12 protein-coding genes, 2 pseudogenes and 1 riboswitch are annotated in these 15,007 nt (G+C 41.1%); of the genes and pseudogenes, 5 read left to right on the plus strand and 9 right to left on the minus strand.

Annotation, left to right across the window (positions count from 1 at the left end; all coding sequences use genetic code 11):
• Positions 1-85: 85 nt before the first annotated feature.
• Positions 86-313 (minus strand): annotated as a pseudogene (locus tag CZ382_RS11125) (MFS transporter); the annotation flags it as partial.
• A gap of 876 nt (positions 314-1,189) precedes the next feature.
• Positions 1,190-2,602 carry a LysM peptidoglycan-binding domain-containing protein gene (locus tag CZ382_RS11130; protein WP_088051315.1) on the minus strand — a complete coding sequence of 471 codons (1,413 nt, stop codon included), beginning with the start codon at positions 2,600-2,602 and terminating at the stop codon, positions 1,190-1,192.
• 204 nt (positions 2,603-2,806) lie between these two features.
• Here CZ382_RS11130 and CZ382_RS11135 point away from each other — a divergent pair, with 204 nt between their 5' ends.
• A complete protein-coding gene (locus CZ382_RS11135) occupies positions 2,807-4,045 on the plus strand; it encodes an Nramp family divalent metal transporter (protein ID WP_088051316.1) in 1,239 nt (412 codons plus the stop codon).
• A 38-nt stretch (positions 4,046-4,083) separates the two neighbouring features.
• On the opposite strand, the pseudogene htpX reads toward CZ382_RS11135, so the two are convergent.
• The 5 genes and pseudogenes from htpX to CZ382_RS11160 form a co-directional block, all read right to left on the minus strand.
• Positions 4,084-4,977, minus strand: a pseudogene (gene htpX, locus CZ382_RS11140) (zinc metalloprotease HtpX).
• Positions 4,978-4,989: 12 nt separating this feature from the next.
• Entirely contained in the window at positions 4,990-5,538 is a 549-nt protein-coding gene (locus CZ382_RS11145) for a LemA family protein (protein ID WP_088051317.1), read from the minus strand.
• A gap of 154 nt (positions 5,539-5,692) precedes the next feature.
• The gene (locus CZ382_RS11150; protein ID WP_088051318.1) at positions 5,693-7,123 is read right to left on the minus strand and encodes an aldehyde dehydrogenase family protein; all 1,431 of its coding nucleotides are present in this window, start codon (positions 7,121-7,123) and stop codon (positions 5,693-5,695) included.
• Positions 7,124-7,196: 73 nt separating this feature from the next.
• On the minus strand, positions 7,197-8,831 hold the full coding sequence (locus tag CZ382_RS11155) for an acetolactate synthase large subunit (RefSeq protein ID WP_088051319.1): 1,635 nt from the start codon (positions 8,829-8,831) through the stop codon (positions 7,197-7,199).
• A 256-nt stretch (positions 8,832-9,087) separates the two neighbouring features.
• Entirely contained in the window at positions 9,088-10,482 is a 1,395-nt protein-coding gene (locus CZ382_RS11160) for an IS4 family transposase (protein ID WP_088050032.1), read from the minus strand.
• A gap of 189 nt (positions 10,483-10,671) precedes the next feature.
• Between CZ382_RS11160 and CZ382_RS11165 the strand changes: the two genes are divergently transcribed.
• Both CZ382_RS11165 and CZ382_RS11170 read left to right on the plus strand, forming a co-directional pair.
• Positions 10,672-11,451 carry a DUF3891 family protein gene (locus CZ382_RS11165; protein ID WP_230856137.1) on the plus strand — a complete coding sequence of 260 codons (780 nt, stop codon included), beginning with the start codon at positions 10,672-10,674 and terminating at the stop codon, positions 11,449-11,451.
• 231 nt (positions 11,452-11,682) lie between these two features.
• A complete protein-coding gene (locus tag CZ382_RS11170; protein WP_088051321.1) occupies positions 11,683-12,441 on the plus strand; it encodes a TerC family protein in 759 nt (252 codons plus the stop codon).
• Between the two features lie 56 nt (positions 12,442-12,497).
• On the opposite strand, the gene CZ382_RS11175 is transcribed toward CZ382_RS11170, so the two are convergent.
• The gene (locus CZ382_RS11175; protein ID WP_088051322.1) at positions 12,498-13,094 is read right to left on the minus strand and encodes a lysophospholipid acyltransferase family protein; all 597 of its coding nucleotides are present in this window, start codon (positions 13,092-13,094) and stop codon (positions 12,498-12,500) included.
• A 169-nt stretch (positions 13,095-13,263) separates the two neighbouring features.
• Positions 13,264-13,308: riboswitch (PreQ1 riboswitch) on the plus strand.
• 6 nt (positions 13,309-13,314) lie between these two features.
• Between CZ382_RS11175 and CZ382_RS11180 the strand changes: the two genes are divergently transcribed.
• Both CZ382_RS11180 and CZ382_RS11185 read left to right on the plus strand, forming a co-directional pair.
• Positions 13,315-13,806 (plus strand): QueT transporter family protein, encoded by a 492-nt coding sequence (locus CZ382_RS11180; RefSeq protein ID WP_088051323.1) that lies wholly within the window; start codon positions 13,315-13,317, stop codon positions 13,804-13,806.
• An 89-nt stretch (positions 13,807-13,895) separates the two neighbouring features.
• The gene (locus tag CZ382_RS11185) at positions 13,896-14,498 is read left to right on the plus strand and encodes a hypothetical protein (RefSeq protein ID WP_088051324.1); all 603 of its coding nucleotides are present in this window, start codon (positions 13,896-13,898) and stop codon (positions 14,496-14,498) included.
• A gap of 20 nt (positions 14,499-14,518) precedes the next feature.
• Here the strand turns inward: CZ382_RS11185 and CZ382_RS11190 are convergent, their stop codons facing one another.
• Positions 14,519-15,004, minus strand: coding sequence for an NUDIX hydrolase (locus CZ382_RS11190; protein WP_088051325.1), 486 nt, complete (start codon positions 15,002-15,004; stop codon positions 14,519-14,521).
• Positions 15,005-15,007 lie beyond the last annotated feature (3 nt).

The raw sequence follows: 15,007 nt of genomic DNA on the forward strand, positions 1-15,007 counted from the left end.
TATACCAGAGGGGGATTTTTTTATCATACGTAAAGGTACTTCCACTTTTGTTCTCCCACGCATAGCGTGGGGCTTAATCTGGAGTTATAAGTGTTAAAACAGATATCAATATAAATGGAGCACGCCATCCATAAGCTTTACCAATTAACAGCCCAAGAGGGATCCCTAATACCAAAGACGCGCTTACCCCCATCGTAATCGTACCTATTGCCCTGGCCTGGTATTTTTCCTTCACGATAGAAGACGCAATCGTGATAGACAATACGATGATCAGAGAGCCGCCTGCAGCAGATATGATCCGGCCGACAACTAATGCTGTATTTGGTACGTAACTGTTTTAATTCCTCTTCTTTCCGGTTCAGCCTTGACGTCAGAAAGCCAATTCTTGTTTTACGTTGTTGTATCGTTGAATCAAGATACGTATGTTCAAATTGATACGCATGATAATAGATGTCTGTCTTCTTTTTATAGCTTACGACAAAGTAATTGCCTTGTTTTTGTTCTCTTGCATGCTTGGGAAATTTAGGTTTGTCTTTGATGAAGGATGTTTTGATTTTTCTTAAGGTGGTTAATCTGGAACGTTCCTGTTTTAATTTCCGTTTGATGGAACGGATTTGTGCTGACTTATTTTCGATATAGATTTTTTTCAGTTCGTCCAGACTTTTTAATTGAGCCTTGGCAGCTTGAACAGCACTATTAGCGTAATAGTCGTCCAATTGATATTTTTCCTTGACGTTTACATGGATCGATTTTTCCCGTCTACTCTGGCCCGAACGCTTTTCCTTGACCAAGGTATTCAAGACGAACTGTTTTGCACGGTTGAAGCAGGATAAGCAATCGCGAATAGCTCCAACAACTGAATTGGAAAGTGTATTTTTATAGATTCGATTAGAGAAATATGCCTTTGTGCTCATCCCTTAAAAGCCCCTTTTCTTCCATCTATGCCTATTATCACTCGAATACAAGTTCTTGTCAACTTCAAAAAGTCTCCCTTGGAGAGGCGATTCATCCCCTACCTACTCATTGAGTTTCACCCTATACATTCCTTGAGGAAGGGGTCTTCTCGCCAATGGAAGATAAAATGATGCTACTAATCCTATATACTTTGGCTATATTTGAAAGCAGCGTACACTTAAGGACCCCTATATCACAGTTATACAGGGGCATTTTGTAAATAATATCATATTTATTACAACTTCCTCACTCTAAAATTATCCCCCAAAACCGCCCAGTTTTGCGGGAATGGGTTTCCTAACACCCAGTAGCTTGCTCCTCTTAGACCATATTCCTTTAACACATCGTATTTTGCTTGAACACTGCGGGCATCTTCAAACCATACTTCATGCTGCTGACCAGTCTCATCAGTATAGCGGAAAAATGGCGACTGGTAGGTTGTATTATACTGAATACTGGCGCCATAGTTTGCTGCCATCTGGACGGCTTCTTTCGGGCTGATCGTTCGAGCGATTGTCCCCTCTTGCCACGGAATTTTCCAATCACGGCCGTATAATGGTATCCCCATCATAATTTTATTGCGGGGAATGACGGTAACAGCAAAATCCAATACTTCACGAACTCTATTAATTGGTGCAATAGCTAATGGTCTGCCACCGGCCCAGCCCCATTCGTATGTCATAATGATAACGAAATCAACAATCTCTCCATGTGCAGCATAATCATGTGCTTCGTACAGTAATCCTGGTTGATCTGCACTGATTTTTGGTGCAACGGCTGTTGAAACAAGCAATCCTTCAGGACGCAGCCTTGTCACTACTCGGCGTAAGAATGCGTTATAATTTTCTCTGTCTTCCGGATAAACGTATTCAAAGTCAAAGTTTACTCCTGCATATCCTTTTGCCCTTATGGTTTCTAAAAGATTTGCAATTATCCTTTCCTGCAGGTCTGGATTTCTTAAAATCGTGGCAGCCAAGTCTGAATCAAAGTTTCCCCCGGAAAAGTTTGTTAAAACAAGGAGTGGGGAAACACCGTGCACTCGGGCTGCCTCCAGCAAGGCGCCTTCCTGCATTTGCGTAATTGTCCCGTCTTCTCTCATACTGTACATAAATGGGGAAAGATAGGTGAAATTTCTCCCTAACGCCAGTACCTCCGCTCTCCCTTGTTCATTTATTTGTGTAATATAAGCATTTATTTCTGTTACCGGCCGATTGCTGTGAGGAATTCGCAATGTTTGGCCTGGGTGTAGCACAGATGTTGGTGTGATATTATTCGCCTGTGTAATTTGATTTACGGTTACACCATACTTCCTGGCAATTGACCAAAGCGTATCACCTGCTTGTATCGTATAGGAAAAATAAGGAAGTACAAGCATTTCACCTACATAGATGAGTGATGGATTTGTAATATTGTTTACCGCGGCAAGCTCTTGGACAGTTACACCACGCCTATCCGCGATTGACCACAATTGATCACCAGGCTGCACCACATATTCACGATAAGGAATCGGAACAACCAGTGTCTGCCCAACGACTAAGACATTTGGATTATCTAACTGATTTACTAATACAATTTGGTAGATATTTGCATCATAGCTTTGTGCTATCCCCCATAACGTTTCCCCCTGCTTAACCACATGAATTTGCATCGTTATTTCCTCCAATTTTCATTTCTATATCCATGCTATTCATGTGACATCCGTCCTGTTAATGACTAGTTGAAGTGTCAAACGAGGGTTGACATTTATGCCAATTTGGGATAAACTAATTTCGAAAGTTGCATTAGGTAAACTATATTTTATTAATCCATATAACTGGTTGGAGGAAAACAATTAGAAGAGAAGGAAAAAATTATGGGAGCAACTGAAAATATTTTTAACGGGAAAACAAGAGGATTCAAGCGGATATTACCCTTTTTAGGGCCTGCCTTTATAGCGTCCGTTGCCTATATTGACCCAGGTAACTTTGCGACAAATATTACTGCCGGATCAAAATATGGTTATATGCTGTTATGGGTTATTGCAGCTTCTAATTTAATGGCGGTATTAATACAAACCCTGTCTGCAAAATTAGGGATTGCAACTGGAAAGAACTTGCCTGAGATAGCACGACAGCGGTTTCCAAAAGGGATTTCCTATTTTTTGTGGGTACAAAGTGAACTAGTGATTATGGCGACGGATTTAGCCGAATTTATAGGTGCTGCATTAGGTCTTTACTTGCTTTTTGGAATACCAATGCTACCCGCTGCACTGATAACGGCGATTGTCTCATTTGCCATACTGGAGTTGCAGCGCCGGGGCTATCGTTCACTTGAAATAGGAATTGCAGCAATGGTTATGATGGTTGTACTTGCTTTTGCATTTCAAACATTTTTAGCAAAACCGGATGCACTTCAAGTTTTAAATGGAATGGTCATACCGCGTTTTGATGGAGTAGAAAGTATCTTGCTCGCAACAGGCATTCTCGGAGCAACGGTAATGCCACACGCGATCTATTTGCATTCATCCCTTATGCAAAACCGGATAGTCGGCAAAAATGATCGGGAGAAAAAACTTATCTTTAAATTTGAATTTACCGATATTGTGGTTGCCATGATAATCGCTGGTGCTATTAACATGGCTATGCTGATTATCGCTGCTGCATTATTTTATAAAGAGGGGTTAGTAGTTGAAGATTTGGATGTAGCGTTTCGTGAGCTAAACCATTTAATCGGGCCATTTGCAGCTGGGGCATTCGGTGCCGGTTTGTTAATCGCTGGGTTGTCCAGTTCTTCAGTTGGTACGTTGTCAGGCGATGTTGTCATGCAAGGGTTTATTAAGAAGCGCATACCCCTATATGTACGACGGTTTGTTACGATGATTCCGCCTTTACTTGTAATTATTTCCGGGGTAAATGCAACATATGCGCTTGTCATAAGCCAGGTGATTCTTTCATTTGGTATTGCATTTGCACTTGTTCCACTAATTATGTTTACAAGTAACCAAACCATTATGGGGGTTCTGGTCAACAAACGTATAACAACTATTGCAGCTTGGATTATCGCTGTTTTAGTTATTTTATTAAACTTGTTTTTGGTGGTTGAGTTAATTTAACTGCAGTACAGGGACAGTCCTAAGACTGTTCCTGTTTTTTACATATTTTCCAGTCGTTCAATTCGACTCTCTATTGGTGGATGAGTAGCCCATAGACTGCCCCGTTTTTTACGCTTATTCCCTAAAGGTCGTGCAATATACATAGATGCTGTTGCCTCTTTCGCGTTTTTAACATCTCGTGGATTCTGGCTGATTTTCGTTAAGGCATTAATCAGCCCCTTAGGATTGCGCGTTATTTCGACTGCAGATGCATCAGCCAAATATTCACGATTTCTGGAAACAGCTAGTTGCACAAATTGAGCCGCAATCGGTGCCAGAATAACAAATACCAGTGCAATAATCATTAGAATAGGGTTGGACTTCTTATTTCCCCCGCCACCCCTTCTGCCACCACTAAAAAATAGCATGCGCGACCCAAAATGGGCAATTAAAACAATAACACCGACTAGTGCTATGCAGAGTGTCATCAGACGAATATCATAATTCCGTATATGTGAAATTTCATGGGCTGCCACACCAGACAACTCTTCACGATTCAACCTGTCCAATAAACCTGTCGTAAATGCAACAGCGCTTTTCTCAGGTTTTATTCCGGTGGCAAATGCATTAGGTGCCGGATCATTCACAATATAAACCTTTGGCACCGGAATCCTGGCAGCCAGTGAGAGTTCCTCCACAACATCGAAAAGTTATGGATTGTCCTCACGCTTTATTTCCTTCGCCCCGGACATACTCAAAACCTGTGATGTTGCGGACATGTAGGTAATCGGTACATAGAATGCTAGAATGATAAGCGTAATGATTAACCCCGACCAGGAGTCATTATTAAACAGATAGCCGATTGCCCAGCCAATTACCAGCACAAGCACACTAAATACGGTGACCAGCAGGATCGTTTTGCGCTTGTTTTGCAATATTTGTTTATAAAGCATAATTTTCCTCCACTAAAAGGTTACATTTGGTACTTCGCGATCCGCTTCGGGAATCGATAATAGCTGTTCCTTATCAAAACGAAACATTCCAGCCAGTATATTAGTAGGAAAGGATTCCCGTTTAATATTGTAATCAGCTACTGTTTTATTGTATAGCTGCCGTGAATAGGCTACTTTATTTTCCGTCGTTGTCAATTCTTCCTGGAGATTAAGAAAATTCTCGTTCGCCTTCAGATCCGGATATGACTCCGATAATGCAAAAATTGACTTTAATGCTCCTTCAATTTGATTATCTGCCTCAATTCGCTCTTGTGGTGTGCCATTTACTAATTGACTACGGGCCTGTACAACTTTTTCCAATGTTTCCTTTTCATGCTTTGCATATCCTTTAACCGTGTTCACCAGATTAGGGATTAAATCATGACGTCTTTTTAACTGTACGTCAATTTGACTCCATGCCTCTTGTACCCAATTACGGTATTTCACCAACCCGTTATAGGACACAATGGAAAAAATTACAATGATAACCACAACTGCAATCACGATAATAGTCGGTACCATTTCTTCCATCCTCTCTCAAGCAGCTATTTTTTTTCACTATAAGTATATGATTGTACAGATATAGTATAACATAGAAAGTAATCTGTTTTTTGCCTAAAAAACGCAAGTCCCGTGACTTATAAAGCATAAAGTCACCGGGACTGACTTCGCCCAATTATTCACCTGTTTTTATACTGATAAATTTCTGCTCCATCATTTCTTCCATTGCATATTTGACTCCCTCTCTGCCGACACCACTGTCCTTCCAGCCACCGTAAGGCATGTTATCGATTCGGTATGTTGGAATATCATTTACAATAACGCCTCCTGTTTCCAAACGTTCAGCCGCATAAAACGCCCGCTCTAGGCTTGGAGTCATTACGCCTGAATTTAATCCATACCGGGAATCATTGGCTTCATTAATCGCATCGTCCAACGTATCGAACGGAGAAATACAGACAATTGGACCAAAAACTTCAAAGCGGGATACCTTGGAATCACGATTTACATTTGTCAGAACAGTTGGCATCATAACGTTTCCCTTTACATTGCCGCCACATTCAATTTTAGCACCTTCCTCCACAGCTTCGGTCAGCCAGCTTTGCAGGCGTTCCAGCGATTTTTTTGAAATAACTGCTGTTATATTGGTTTTCTCATCAAGCGGTGAACCAACGACCAGCTGTTTCGTTCGGGTGACAAACCGTTCTAAAAAGTCGTGATACAATGATTGGTGAACATAGATTCGCTGAACCGAAATACATACCTGACCATTGTAGGAAAAAGCCCCCATTACACTGCGTTCAGTGATTTTATCAATATCTACCCCTTCGTCAATAATAAAAGGAGAATTCGATCCAAGCTCAAGTGTCAGCTTCCGGAAGCCGGCTTGCTGCTGGATCAGATGCCCAACCTCAACGCTACCGGTAAAGGTTACCTTTTTTACGTGTGGATGGGTGGTTAATGCCTCACTTAGCACATCCCCTTTACCCGGAATAATATTCAAGACCCCATCCGGAAGACCAGCCTCCTTAAATACCTCAGCAAGAAACAATGAACTTAACGGGGTTTGTTCTGCGGGTTTTAACACAATGGAATTCCCAGCAGCGATTGCGGGTCCGACTTTATGGGCAACAAGATTAAATGGAAAATTAAACGGTGTTATCGCTGTTACTACACCGATTGGGGTTCGTTTAGTAAAACCAAAACGGTTTTCGCCACCCTCTGCCGCATCCATGGGAATTCGTTCACCGTAATTGCTCTTGGCCGCCTCTGCGGAAAAACGATAGGTTTGTACAGTACGGCTTATTTCCTCCTGAGCATTGCGGATTGATTTAGCACCCTCCAGCGCAATAATTTTGGCACACTCATCACTGCGCTCTTCCATAATCGTTACAACTTTAGCTAAAATTTTCGCGCGTGCATGTGCAGGGTAGGACCGGAATTTTTGAAAAGCAGCGTGCGCCTCCACAATGGCTTCCACAGCATCCTCCGGTTCCGCTTGTCCAATTTGTGCCAGTTCTTCTTCCGTATGCGGGTTATTTAAAGGTTCATATGCCTTGGCTTCCCGCCATTTCCCGCCAATCCACAATTGCCACTTCTTTGTCATCTTGCGTTCCTCCCATTCTTGAGGTGCTGTCACTTCCCGAATAATATTACGGGGTTTGTGCAGCCTCTTAGCATTATAGTTTACAAATATAATCACCAAGTGTTTTGGTTAGCTCGACATTTTCTGAGTAATCTACATCTACATCAACTAATACAATCGTTTCGCTGGCAAGTGCCTCTTCCAAGGCAGGTAATAGTTCATCTGAATGTTTTACCTTAATCCCCTTACAACCAAAGCTCTTAGCGAACGTTAAAAAGTCTGGATCGGTAAAAGCAATCGCATTTGTCCGGTCATATTTATTCAGCTGCTTCCATTCGATCAATCCATATTTTTCATCGTGGAAAATAACGATTACCATAGCTACCCCGAGCCGCTTTGCTGTTGCTAACTCAACACCATTCATTAGAAAAGCGCCATCACCCGTAACAGCAACTACTGGTTTATCCGGATTCGCAAGTTTTGCTGCAATTGCCCCTGGAACAGCAATACCCATGGCTGCCCAGCCATTCGAAATGATCGTATGATTCGGTTTTTCCGGCTGATACAGACGAGCAACCCATAATTTATGTGCTCCGACATCGGAAATAACAATTGCTTCGCCTTTTTCTGCCTTTTTCAGATCAGCAATAATACGTTGTGGTTTCACAGGACTACTTGATACTTCATCAGATGCATGAAGTTTTTCTACAAGCTGTGATTTCAACGCTTTCACTTCTGGCCAAAGTTCTTTTGCTTTCACATGGGGGCTTAATGCTTTTAACGACTCCCCTACATTTCCTACTAACTCTGCCTCAAGTGGATAATAGGCATCAATTTCTGCAGGTAGACTGTCAATATGAACAATTTTATTCATTGCCTCATCATTCCAGTATTTTGGCAGATACTCGACAAAATCATATCCAACTGTGATAATACAATCGGCAAGATCGAAGCCGCACAGCACATAGTCTTTCGACTGCATCCCAACCGTATACAATGTCAGCGGATGATCGGATGGGAGAATGCCCTTTGCCATAAACGTGTTTACAACTGGAATATTTTTAGCTTCAGCAAATTCTCTTAATGCTTTGGCTGCATCATTGCGAAACACACCGTTTCCAGCCAGGATTATTGGCTTTTTTGCTTGATTGATCTTCTCTGCAGCCTTTCTTACCTCATCCTCTGCCGGTTGTGATATTGGCAATGGTGTGACAGGGAGCACCTCCCCATTCGTGTCCGTCATGGCAATATCCTCGGGAAGCTCAATATGAACGGCACCAGGCTTTTCCAAAACAGCAGTCTTAAATGCTTTCCGAATAATTTCCGGAATGGTGTGGGCAACGCGTATTTGCTGATTCCATTTCGTTATTTCTTCAAAAACACCGATAATATCTACATATTGATGTGATTCCTTATGAATACGTTCAAGCCCGGCCTGTCCTGTAATGGCAACAACTGGCGCATGATCAAGATAAGCATCACCAATTCCTGTCAGCAGATTGGTGGCACCTGGCCCAAGTGTAGCTAAACAAACGCCAGGATTCCCGGTAAGTCGGCCGTAGACATCTGCCATAAACGCTGCTGCTTGTTCATGATGAACAACAATAAATTCAATATTAGAACCAATGAGCGAATCAACCAGATCCGTATTTTCCTCACCAGGAATACCAAAAATATATTTTACGCCCTCATTCTCTAAACACCTTACAAATAAATCCGAAGCCTTCAAGTCGTTTAGCCTCCTCGTTGTTTATTTTTTTATAGTGTTCCGTGACAGTAGAAAAATTATGTAGTAACTAGACTTTTCCGGGTTGGAGCGAGGTTTATAGAAGATTTTGTTGCTGGTTGACTTATAGCTAGCTGTTTTATTAACATCTTCGGTACAGCTTGAACGGTACAAACGCAATGAGCTATAATAACTCAAGTATCGGACATGATAAATAAACCTCAACCTATGGTATAAATAGAACAGAGGTGATTTTATATCATGCTGCACCTGGATTAAGTAACGGGTTACGTAAGAATCCAGGTAATTTGTTAAAAAAGCGATCCAGAAATTCATTAATTTGTTCATCCGTTAGAAGACATTCTTCCGCAAGCATGGATCCTAATACTTCCAGTATGGTCATTAATGCTTCGGCAAAGCGAAGATCATCAAGCTCATCACAGCACATATAGAACAGCTGTCCAAGAGTTTTGGGATCTTCTTCCTCACGGGCGCTCAATGACAACATCATGTAACGCAGAAAGACAATCGTTGTATGTGCAGTCATGGAATCGTAGCTTTGACATTGAAACTCCTTGGCCAGTCGCAAATGAGATTTGACCACCTTGAAAAAGCACTCAATTTCCCAGCGCTTTCCATAAATTCGGATGGCATCTTCTTCCGTATGGGCGAGGTTGGTTGTTAAAAGTGCAAGCCACTTTTTGGAACGGTTTCGATCACGTACGAAAACAATCCGCGCCTGAATTTCATTGCCATTTTCGTCATCGTGACCAAGTCCAACTACGATGCTTGCAAGAATTTTGGCGCGACCACGCTTTTTGCGAACCTTTTTGTAAAGTTGGTTCAATGTGTAAGACTCTCCTTCATATGTATAGTGAATCTTTGGAGAACGTTTAATCATACAAACAACATGGAGAGGGTAGTTTTTCACGATTTTCGATATGATTGCCGGATAAGCAAACCAGCTATCAAAAAGAACGGTTTTCGCGCCAAGCTTTTTTGGATGAATGGAGTCCAAAAGATTGAACATTGTTTCGGTGCTCTTTTGTGTTGCCTCTTGGCGTCTATGATAACCGACTGTTCGCTTGTCTATTTTCGAGTCCATCTCTCGATAACGAGAGGCAACATTTTTGGAGCTTAAAAGCGAAAAAGCAAGTGGCATAAACGTAGCTCCATCAGACCAACCGAGTGTAAGCATACGGAAGCCTTTGAAATATCTCCCGGTTGTGTGATCTTTAACACGTGCAAGCAATTCAACGACCTTACTCCGATTGCGACTAAATAGAGAATCATCAAAGATCAGCACACGATCCCGGTCCTTGGACGTTAATGGGAGAATGTACTTTATAACGAGGTATGATCCAACACATGCAAGAAACTTACGCCAGTTATACGTAGGGTTTTTCAAAAGGTCGTATACAGTATCCTTTTGAAAATGCTTTGGAATTCGTTCGGATTCGAGTGCCCGGGAAAAGCCCATGCCATGAAGAACGAGTGCAAAAATGAATTGAACAATAATACGAGCAGAAACTCCCTTTTCCTTATGAATATTGGACTGATGCAGGAAAGTTCCAATTTTTGCTTGGGTGAAAAAACGCAGCATACGTGAATTTGATTTTTCATTTTCATTAGAATTTGGTAAAATAGTAGACAAGGAAAACATCCTTTCTTTGGTTGGTGTCGTTACCTATATTTTACCAAAGAATAGGGTGTTTTTTGTATTTTTTTGATTTGTTTTTGATAGTAAACCCTGATTTGATATGGGTTTGAACGGATTTTTTTACTCCGAAACTTGAGTATAATAATTTAAAATGCGGGGTGGAAAGGGTGGATAAACTTGATTGTGCGGGATCACTCGGATCGTTATATTTTAATCGAACAGGATAACCATGCCCATATATCTGGCAAGCTCGCGGCGAATTGGCAAGAGGCACTTTTTCAGGGAGATAGGGTAAGAAAAGCAGTTGAATTTGCTATTTATCATCATGATCTTGGCTGGAGACTTCTAGACAAACAACCATTCTGGAATGATAAAAGCAACAGGCCATATACATTCTTGGATTTCCCCGAACTTCCGAAAACCGTTTTTTACAAACATGGAATTGATGAGGTTGAACAAAACGATACCTATGCAGGTCTATTATGCAGCCGGCATTACACGCGCTTTTTGGAGAATAGCACACTAGAAGAAGCACGGTTATTTGTTCAGCATGAAAAGAGGCGACAGCAGCGGATCAAACAATCACTACCCGCATTCGACCAAGCAAGCTTCGACTTTCATTACGGGCTGCTGCAATTTTGTGATAATGTATCATTGTATATTTGTTTGAATGAACCTGGAGCTGCCAAAGAACAGGAACACCCTTTTTTTAAGGATGGTATTCCTATCCCCGATTCATTTGCTTTCTTAAAACAGAAAAAGGCAGAAGTCGCTTGGATGAACGATCAGACTATCATGATGGACGTGTTCCCCTTTAACGGTTCTGTAGACGTTATGCTAAAACAAAAAACAGTAACGAAAGAATCTATTTTGGAAAAAGGGGTGATAGAGAGCTATCAAAATGCCCCGTTACAACAAACGACTATTATGATCGAGGCAAAAGAAGGTTACATTACGAATTGACATATTCTCAGAAAAATGGTTAAATAAAAGTAGATTTTCAAAGGGGAGTAGCTTTAACAGTAAAGTCGTCATTACAGAGTGCGTTTTAGACTCTCGGCTTTACCGGCAACTTACGGCGTTGTTAGCAAGACCTTTGCCAATGTGGTAAAGGTCTTGTATTTTTTTTGAGGCCTTTACCATATTAACTGGTAGAAGTCTCTATTTTTTTATTTGGAGAAGGGAGCAGTCGATATGGATTCACTTTGGCTGGAATATGGATGGACATTATTAGTACTAATCGGATTAGAGGGTATATTATCTGCTGACAACGCACTCGTTCTGGCAGTAATTGCTAAACACCTGCCAGATGAACAAAAGAAACGTGCCATAAATTATGGTATTATCGGTGCGTTTATTTTCAGGTTCGCAGCCCTATTTGCGATATCTTTTCTAGTAAATGTGTGGCAGGTCCAAGCAATTGGTGCAGCCTATCTTATTTACTTGGGTTTAAAGCATGTATTTGGAAAGGAAAAGAAGAAAGAAGTATCAACCGGGAATGGTTTTTGGCCTACAGTAGCCAAAATTGGTGTTGCCGATCTTGCCTTTGCAATTGACTCGATTCTTGCAGCTGTTGCACTTGCCGTAGTCCTTCCTGAAACACCGTTACCGACGTTTGGCGGGATGGACGGAGGTCAATTTATAATTGTAGTTATTGCGGGGATTGCTGGTTTAATCTTAATCAAGTTTGCTGCAAACTGGTTTGTTACACTTCTAGACAAGCGCCCCGGGCTGGAAACAACAGCTTATTTAATTGTTGCTTGGGTTGGCGTAAAACTCGCTGTTATTACGCTTGGTCACAAGGATGTAGGCATCCTGGATGAGCACTTTGCCCATAGCACTGGCTGGAAAATTACCTTCTGGGGAATCCTTCTTGCTATAGCAGTCATTGGATGGTTTGTTTCAGGAAAGAGCAGCTCACAGAAAGGTTCCATTGAGGAAGGATCTTCTTAATATAACGATATAACGCCCTGTCGCTTCAGATGGTTTCAAGCGACAGGGCGTTATATTCATCTTGACCCATAAAGTCCCTGTTTCAATTTGTTCAATTCATCATTCAGCTGATGCATCATCGCTTCAGAAGCAACTTTTTTAGGTAGCCCTGTATCTAAAAAGATTGGCTCTCCGAAGATAATACTTGGCTTTTTACGCTTGAACAAATCTTTAAAGTTATTTGGACCGACATAAGCAACAGGTACAATTGGAACCTTTGAATGACTCGCAATGGTTACTGCCCCTCTTTTCAAAGGCACTTCATCACTTGTTCTCGTACCACTTGGAAATATACCGACAACTTCCCCTTCCGCCAGTAATCTACGCGGGATTTTAATGGAGCTCGGACCGGGATTTTCCCGATCCACGGGAAAGGCATTTAACTTTCTCATCAACCAATTTAACAAACCAGCTTGGAATAACTCCTTTTTCGCCATATAATGAATTTTCGTTGGCAATACGGATACTCCTAGCCACAATATATCTACCCAGCCTGTATGTGTGCAAGCTATAACATACCCTCCAGACTGTGGTAAATTTTCCTTATGATAAATTTTTATTCTGCCAAAAATGCTTAATACTATTTTTAAAACATAGGCTGCAAAATAATACATAACGATCCCCCTCTTCTGTAAGAGCTTATCCCTGCTATCACGTACAATATCGACTCAGGAATAACGCTTTTAAACTTATTTTAACACATAGTATTATGATCTGGTACTAATTATTACTATTGCTTTTTTCTTAAAAAGATTTATAATGAAATGGTTTGATAACCGTATCAAACACGTGGTTCGCAACCATCCCACGATAAAAAACTAAGGAGTGACTAAGATGAAATTAAAAACGCTGGTAATAAATGCGGTGATTGCGGCGCTTTATGTTGCGGTCTCATTAGTATTACTAATCTTTCCGCCGCTCGCCTTTTCGAATGTGCAGTTTCGTATCCCGGAGGTGTTCAATCACCTGGTTGTCTTTAATAAAAAGTATTTTGCCGGGATTGTTACAGGTGTCCTGTTAACAAACATCTTTTCCCCGACAGGAGTATTTGATTTGGTGTTTGGTGTGGCCCATTCAGCATTATCATTAGGAATTACCATCTGGCTTGGTAAATTCATTAAAAACCATTTAGCTCTTATGATTGTTAATACACTTGTATTCACATTTAATATGTTTATCATTGCCTTTGAATTGTACGTAGCTTTGGATTTCCCATTCCTGCTCACCTGGCTGACAACTGCTGCAGGAGAAATTGTTGTGATGGCAATCGGAATTCCAATTATGCATGCATTGAATAGGAAAGTACAATTTGGCAAATTGGTTTAATCAACGCAGCCTGCTATCTAAATGAACAGCAGGCTATAATTTTCTTTTTTGTTTGAGATATTTATACTTTTTTATAAGGGGCTGAATACATGAAACGATTTAGCTTAATGGTTATGTTAAGTTTAGTTTTTGTCCTAAACGCATGTGGCAATGATCTAAAAGGGGATGCACAGCTTAATGATGCTGACTTAACCGAATTTGAAAATGGCCTGCTTGATCTGATGAGTGGTGGTGCATTCGCATTTGACCTGGAAGTAAATAACGATGATCTTCAGGAAATACATAGTACAGTTGATTATTATACGAATGGCACATTTAATCGGCACGTACTGGACTTCAATACGGCGATTGATCCATCAAAAGGGCAAGATCCCGTTCGTATCATATTCATTCCACAGCAAATAGACGATCAACATGTACAATGGACTTCCTCGATTATGTCGAATGGGGTAGATACGGCCGAACAATCAACATTTACATCAGAGGCTATTCCTATTGAAACAACGTCTTACGCCTCTGGTCCAACTGGATTACCAGCGCCTCTTGTTATAGACAAGAAGAAAATCGTTGCTTCTACTGTATATTCTGATAAAAATGGAATAACTACCTATCAAAGCATTGAAACTGAGCAAGATATTCAGCAGGCTACCGACTATGAGGATGTTTTTCTGGTTACAATGGAATTGCACTAAAAGGAGGGTTAACCCTCCTTTTAGCTTCGTGACAACAAACTAAAAAAATTTTGCAGAGTAGGAACGATTTCCCCTTTTTGGATCATCTTTTCATATGTATCTTTGCTTACCCATTTAGCATCGATTACTTCGTCAGGTTGAAATTCCAGATCATTAAGCTTAGCGTTGGAGATAAACAGCCAGTTGTCGGAATGGTGATTGCTTCTCACTTCGCTAAAAAGAAGTTGTCCACTTTCTGGATTCAGCTCAATGCCCAGTTCTTCTTTTGTCTCTCTTAAAGCACCTTCCAAGCTGGTTTCCCCGGTCAATACGGAGCCCCCTGTACACTCCCACAGGTTTCCATAATGCTTGTTCGGATGCCGCTTTGATAGCAGGAGTTTCCCCCGATCATTTTGAATCCATACATGAACAACGATATGATAGCATCCTTCAGGCAGTGGCTCACCTCGTGTATGTGTCTTTCCAATCTTATTACGGTCATAATCGTATAGATCCCATTTTTCCAAAAG

The organism is Virgibacillus dakarensis, from assembly GCF_900155625.1.
GTDB lineage: Bacteria > Bacillota > Bacilli > Bacillales > Amphibacillaceae > Lentibacillus_C > Lentibacillus_C populi.

Coding starts and splice junctions, on each gene's coding strand:
- CZ382_RS11130 (WP_088051315.1), bottom strand. CDS start 2,602: ATGCAAATTCATGTGGTTAAGCAGGGGGAAACGTTATGGGGGATAGCA.
- CZ382_RS11135 (WP_088051316.1), top strand. CDS start 2,807: ATGGGAGCAACTGAAAATATTTTTAACGGGAAAACAAGAGGATTCAAG.
- CZ382_RS11145 (WP_088051317.1), bottom strand. CDS start 5,538: ATGGTACCGACTATTATCGTGATTGCAGTTGTGGTTATCATTGTAATT.
- CZ382_RS11150 (WP_088051318.1), bottom strand. CDS start 7,123: ATGACAAAGAAGTGGCAATTGTGGATTGGCGGGAAATGGCGGGAAGCC.
- CZ382_RS11170 (WP_088051321.1), top strand. CDS start 11,683: ATGGATTCACTTTGGCTGGAATATGGATGGACATTATTAGTACTAATC.
- CZ382_RS11175 (WP_088051322.1), bottom strand. CDS start 13,094: ATGTATTATTTTGCAGCCTATGTTTTAAAAATAGTATTAAGCATTTTT.
- CZ382_RS11180 (WP_088051323.1), top strand. CDS start 13,315: ATGAAATTAAAAACGCTGGTAATAAATGCGGTGATTGCGGCGCTTTAT.
- CZ382_RS11185 (WP_088051324.1), top strand. CDS start 13,896: ATGAAACGATTTAGCTTAATGGTTATGTTAAGTTTAGTTTTTGTCCTA.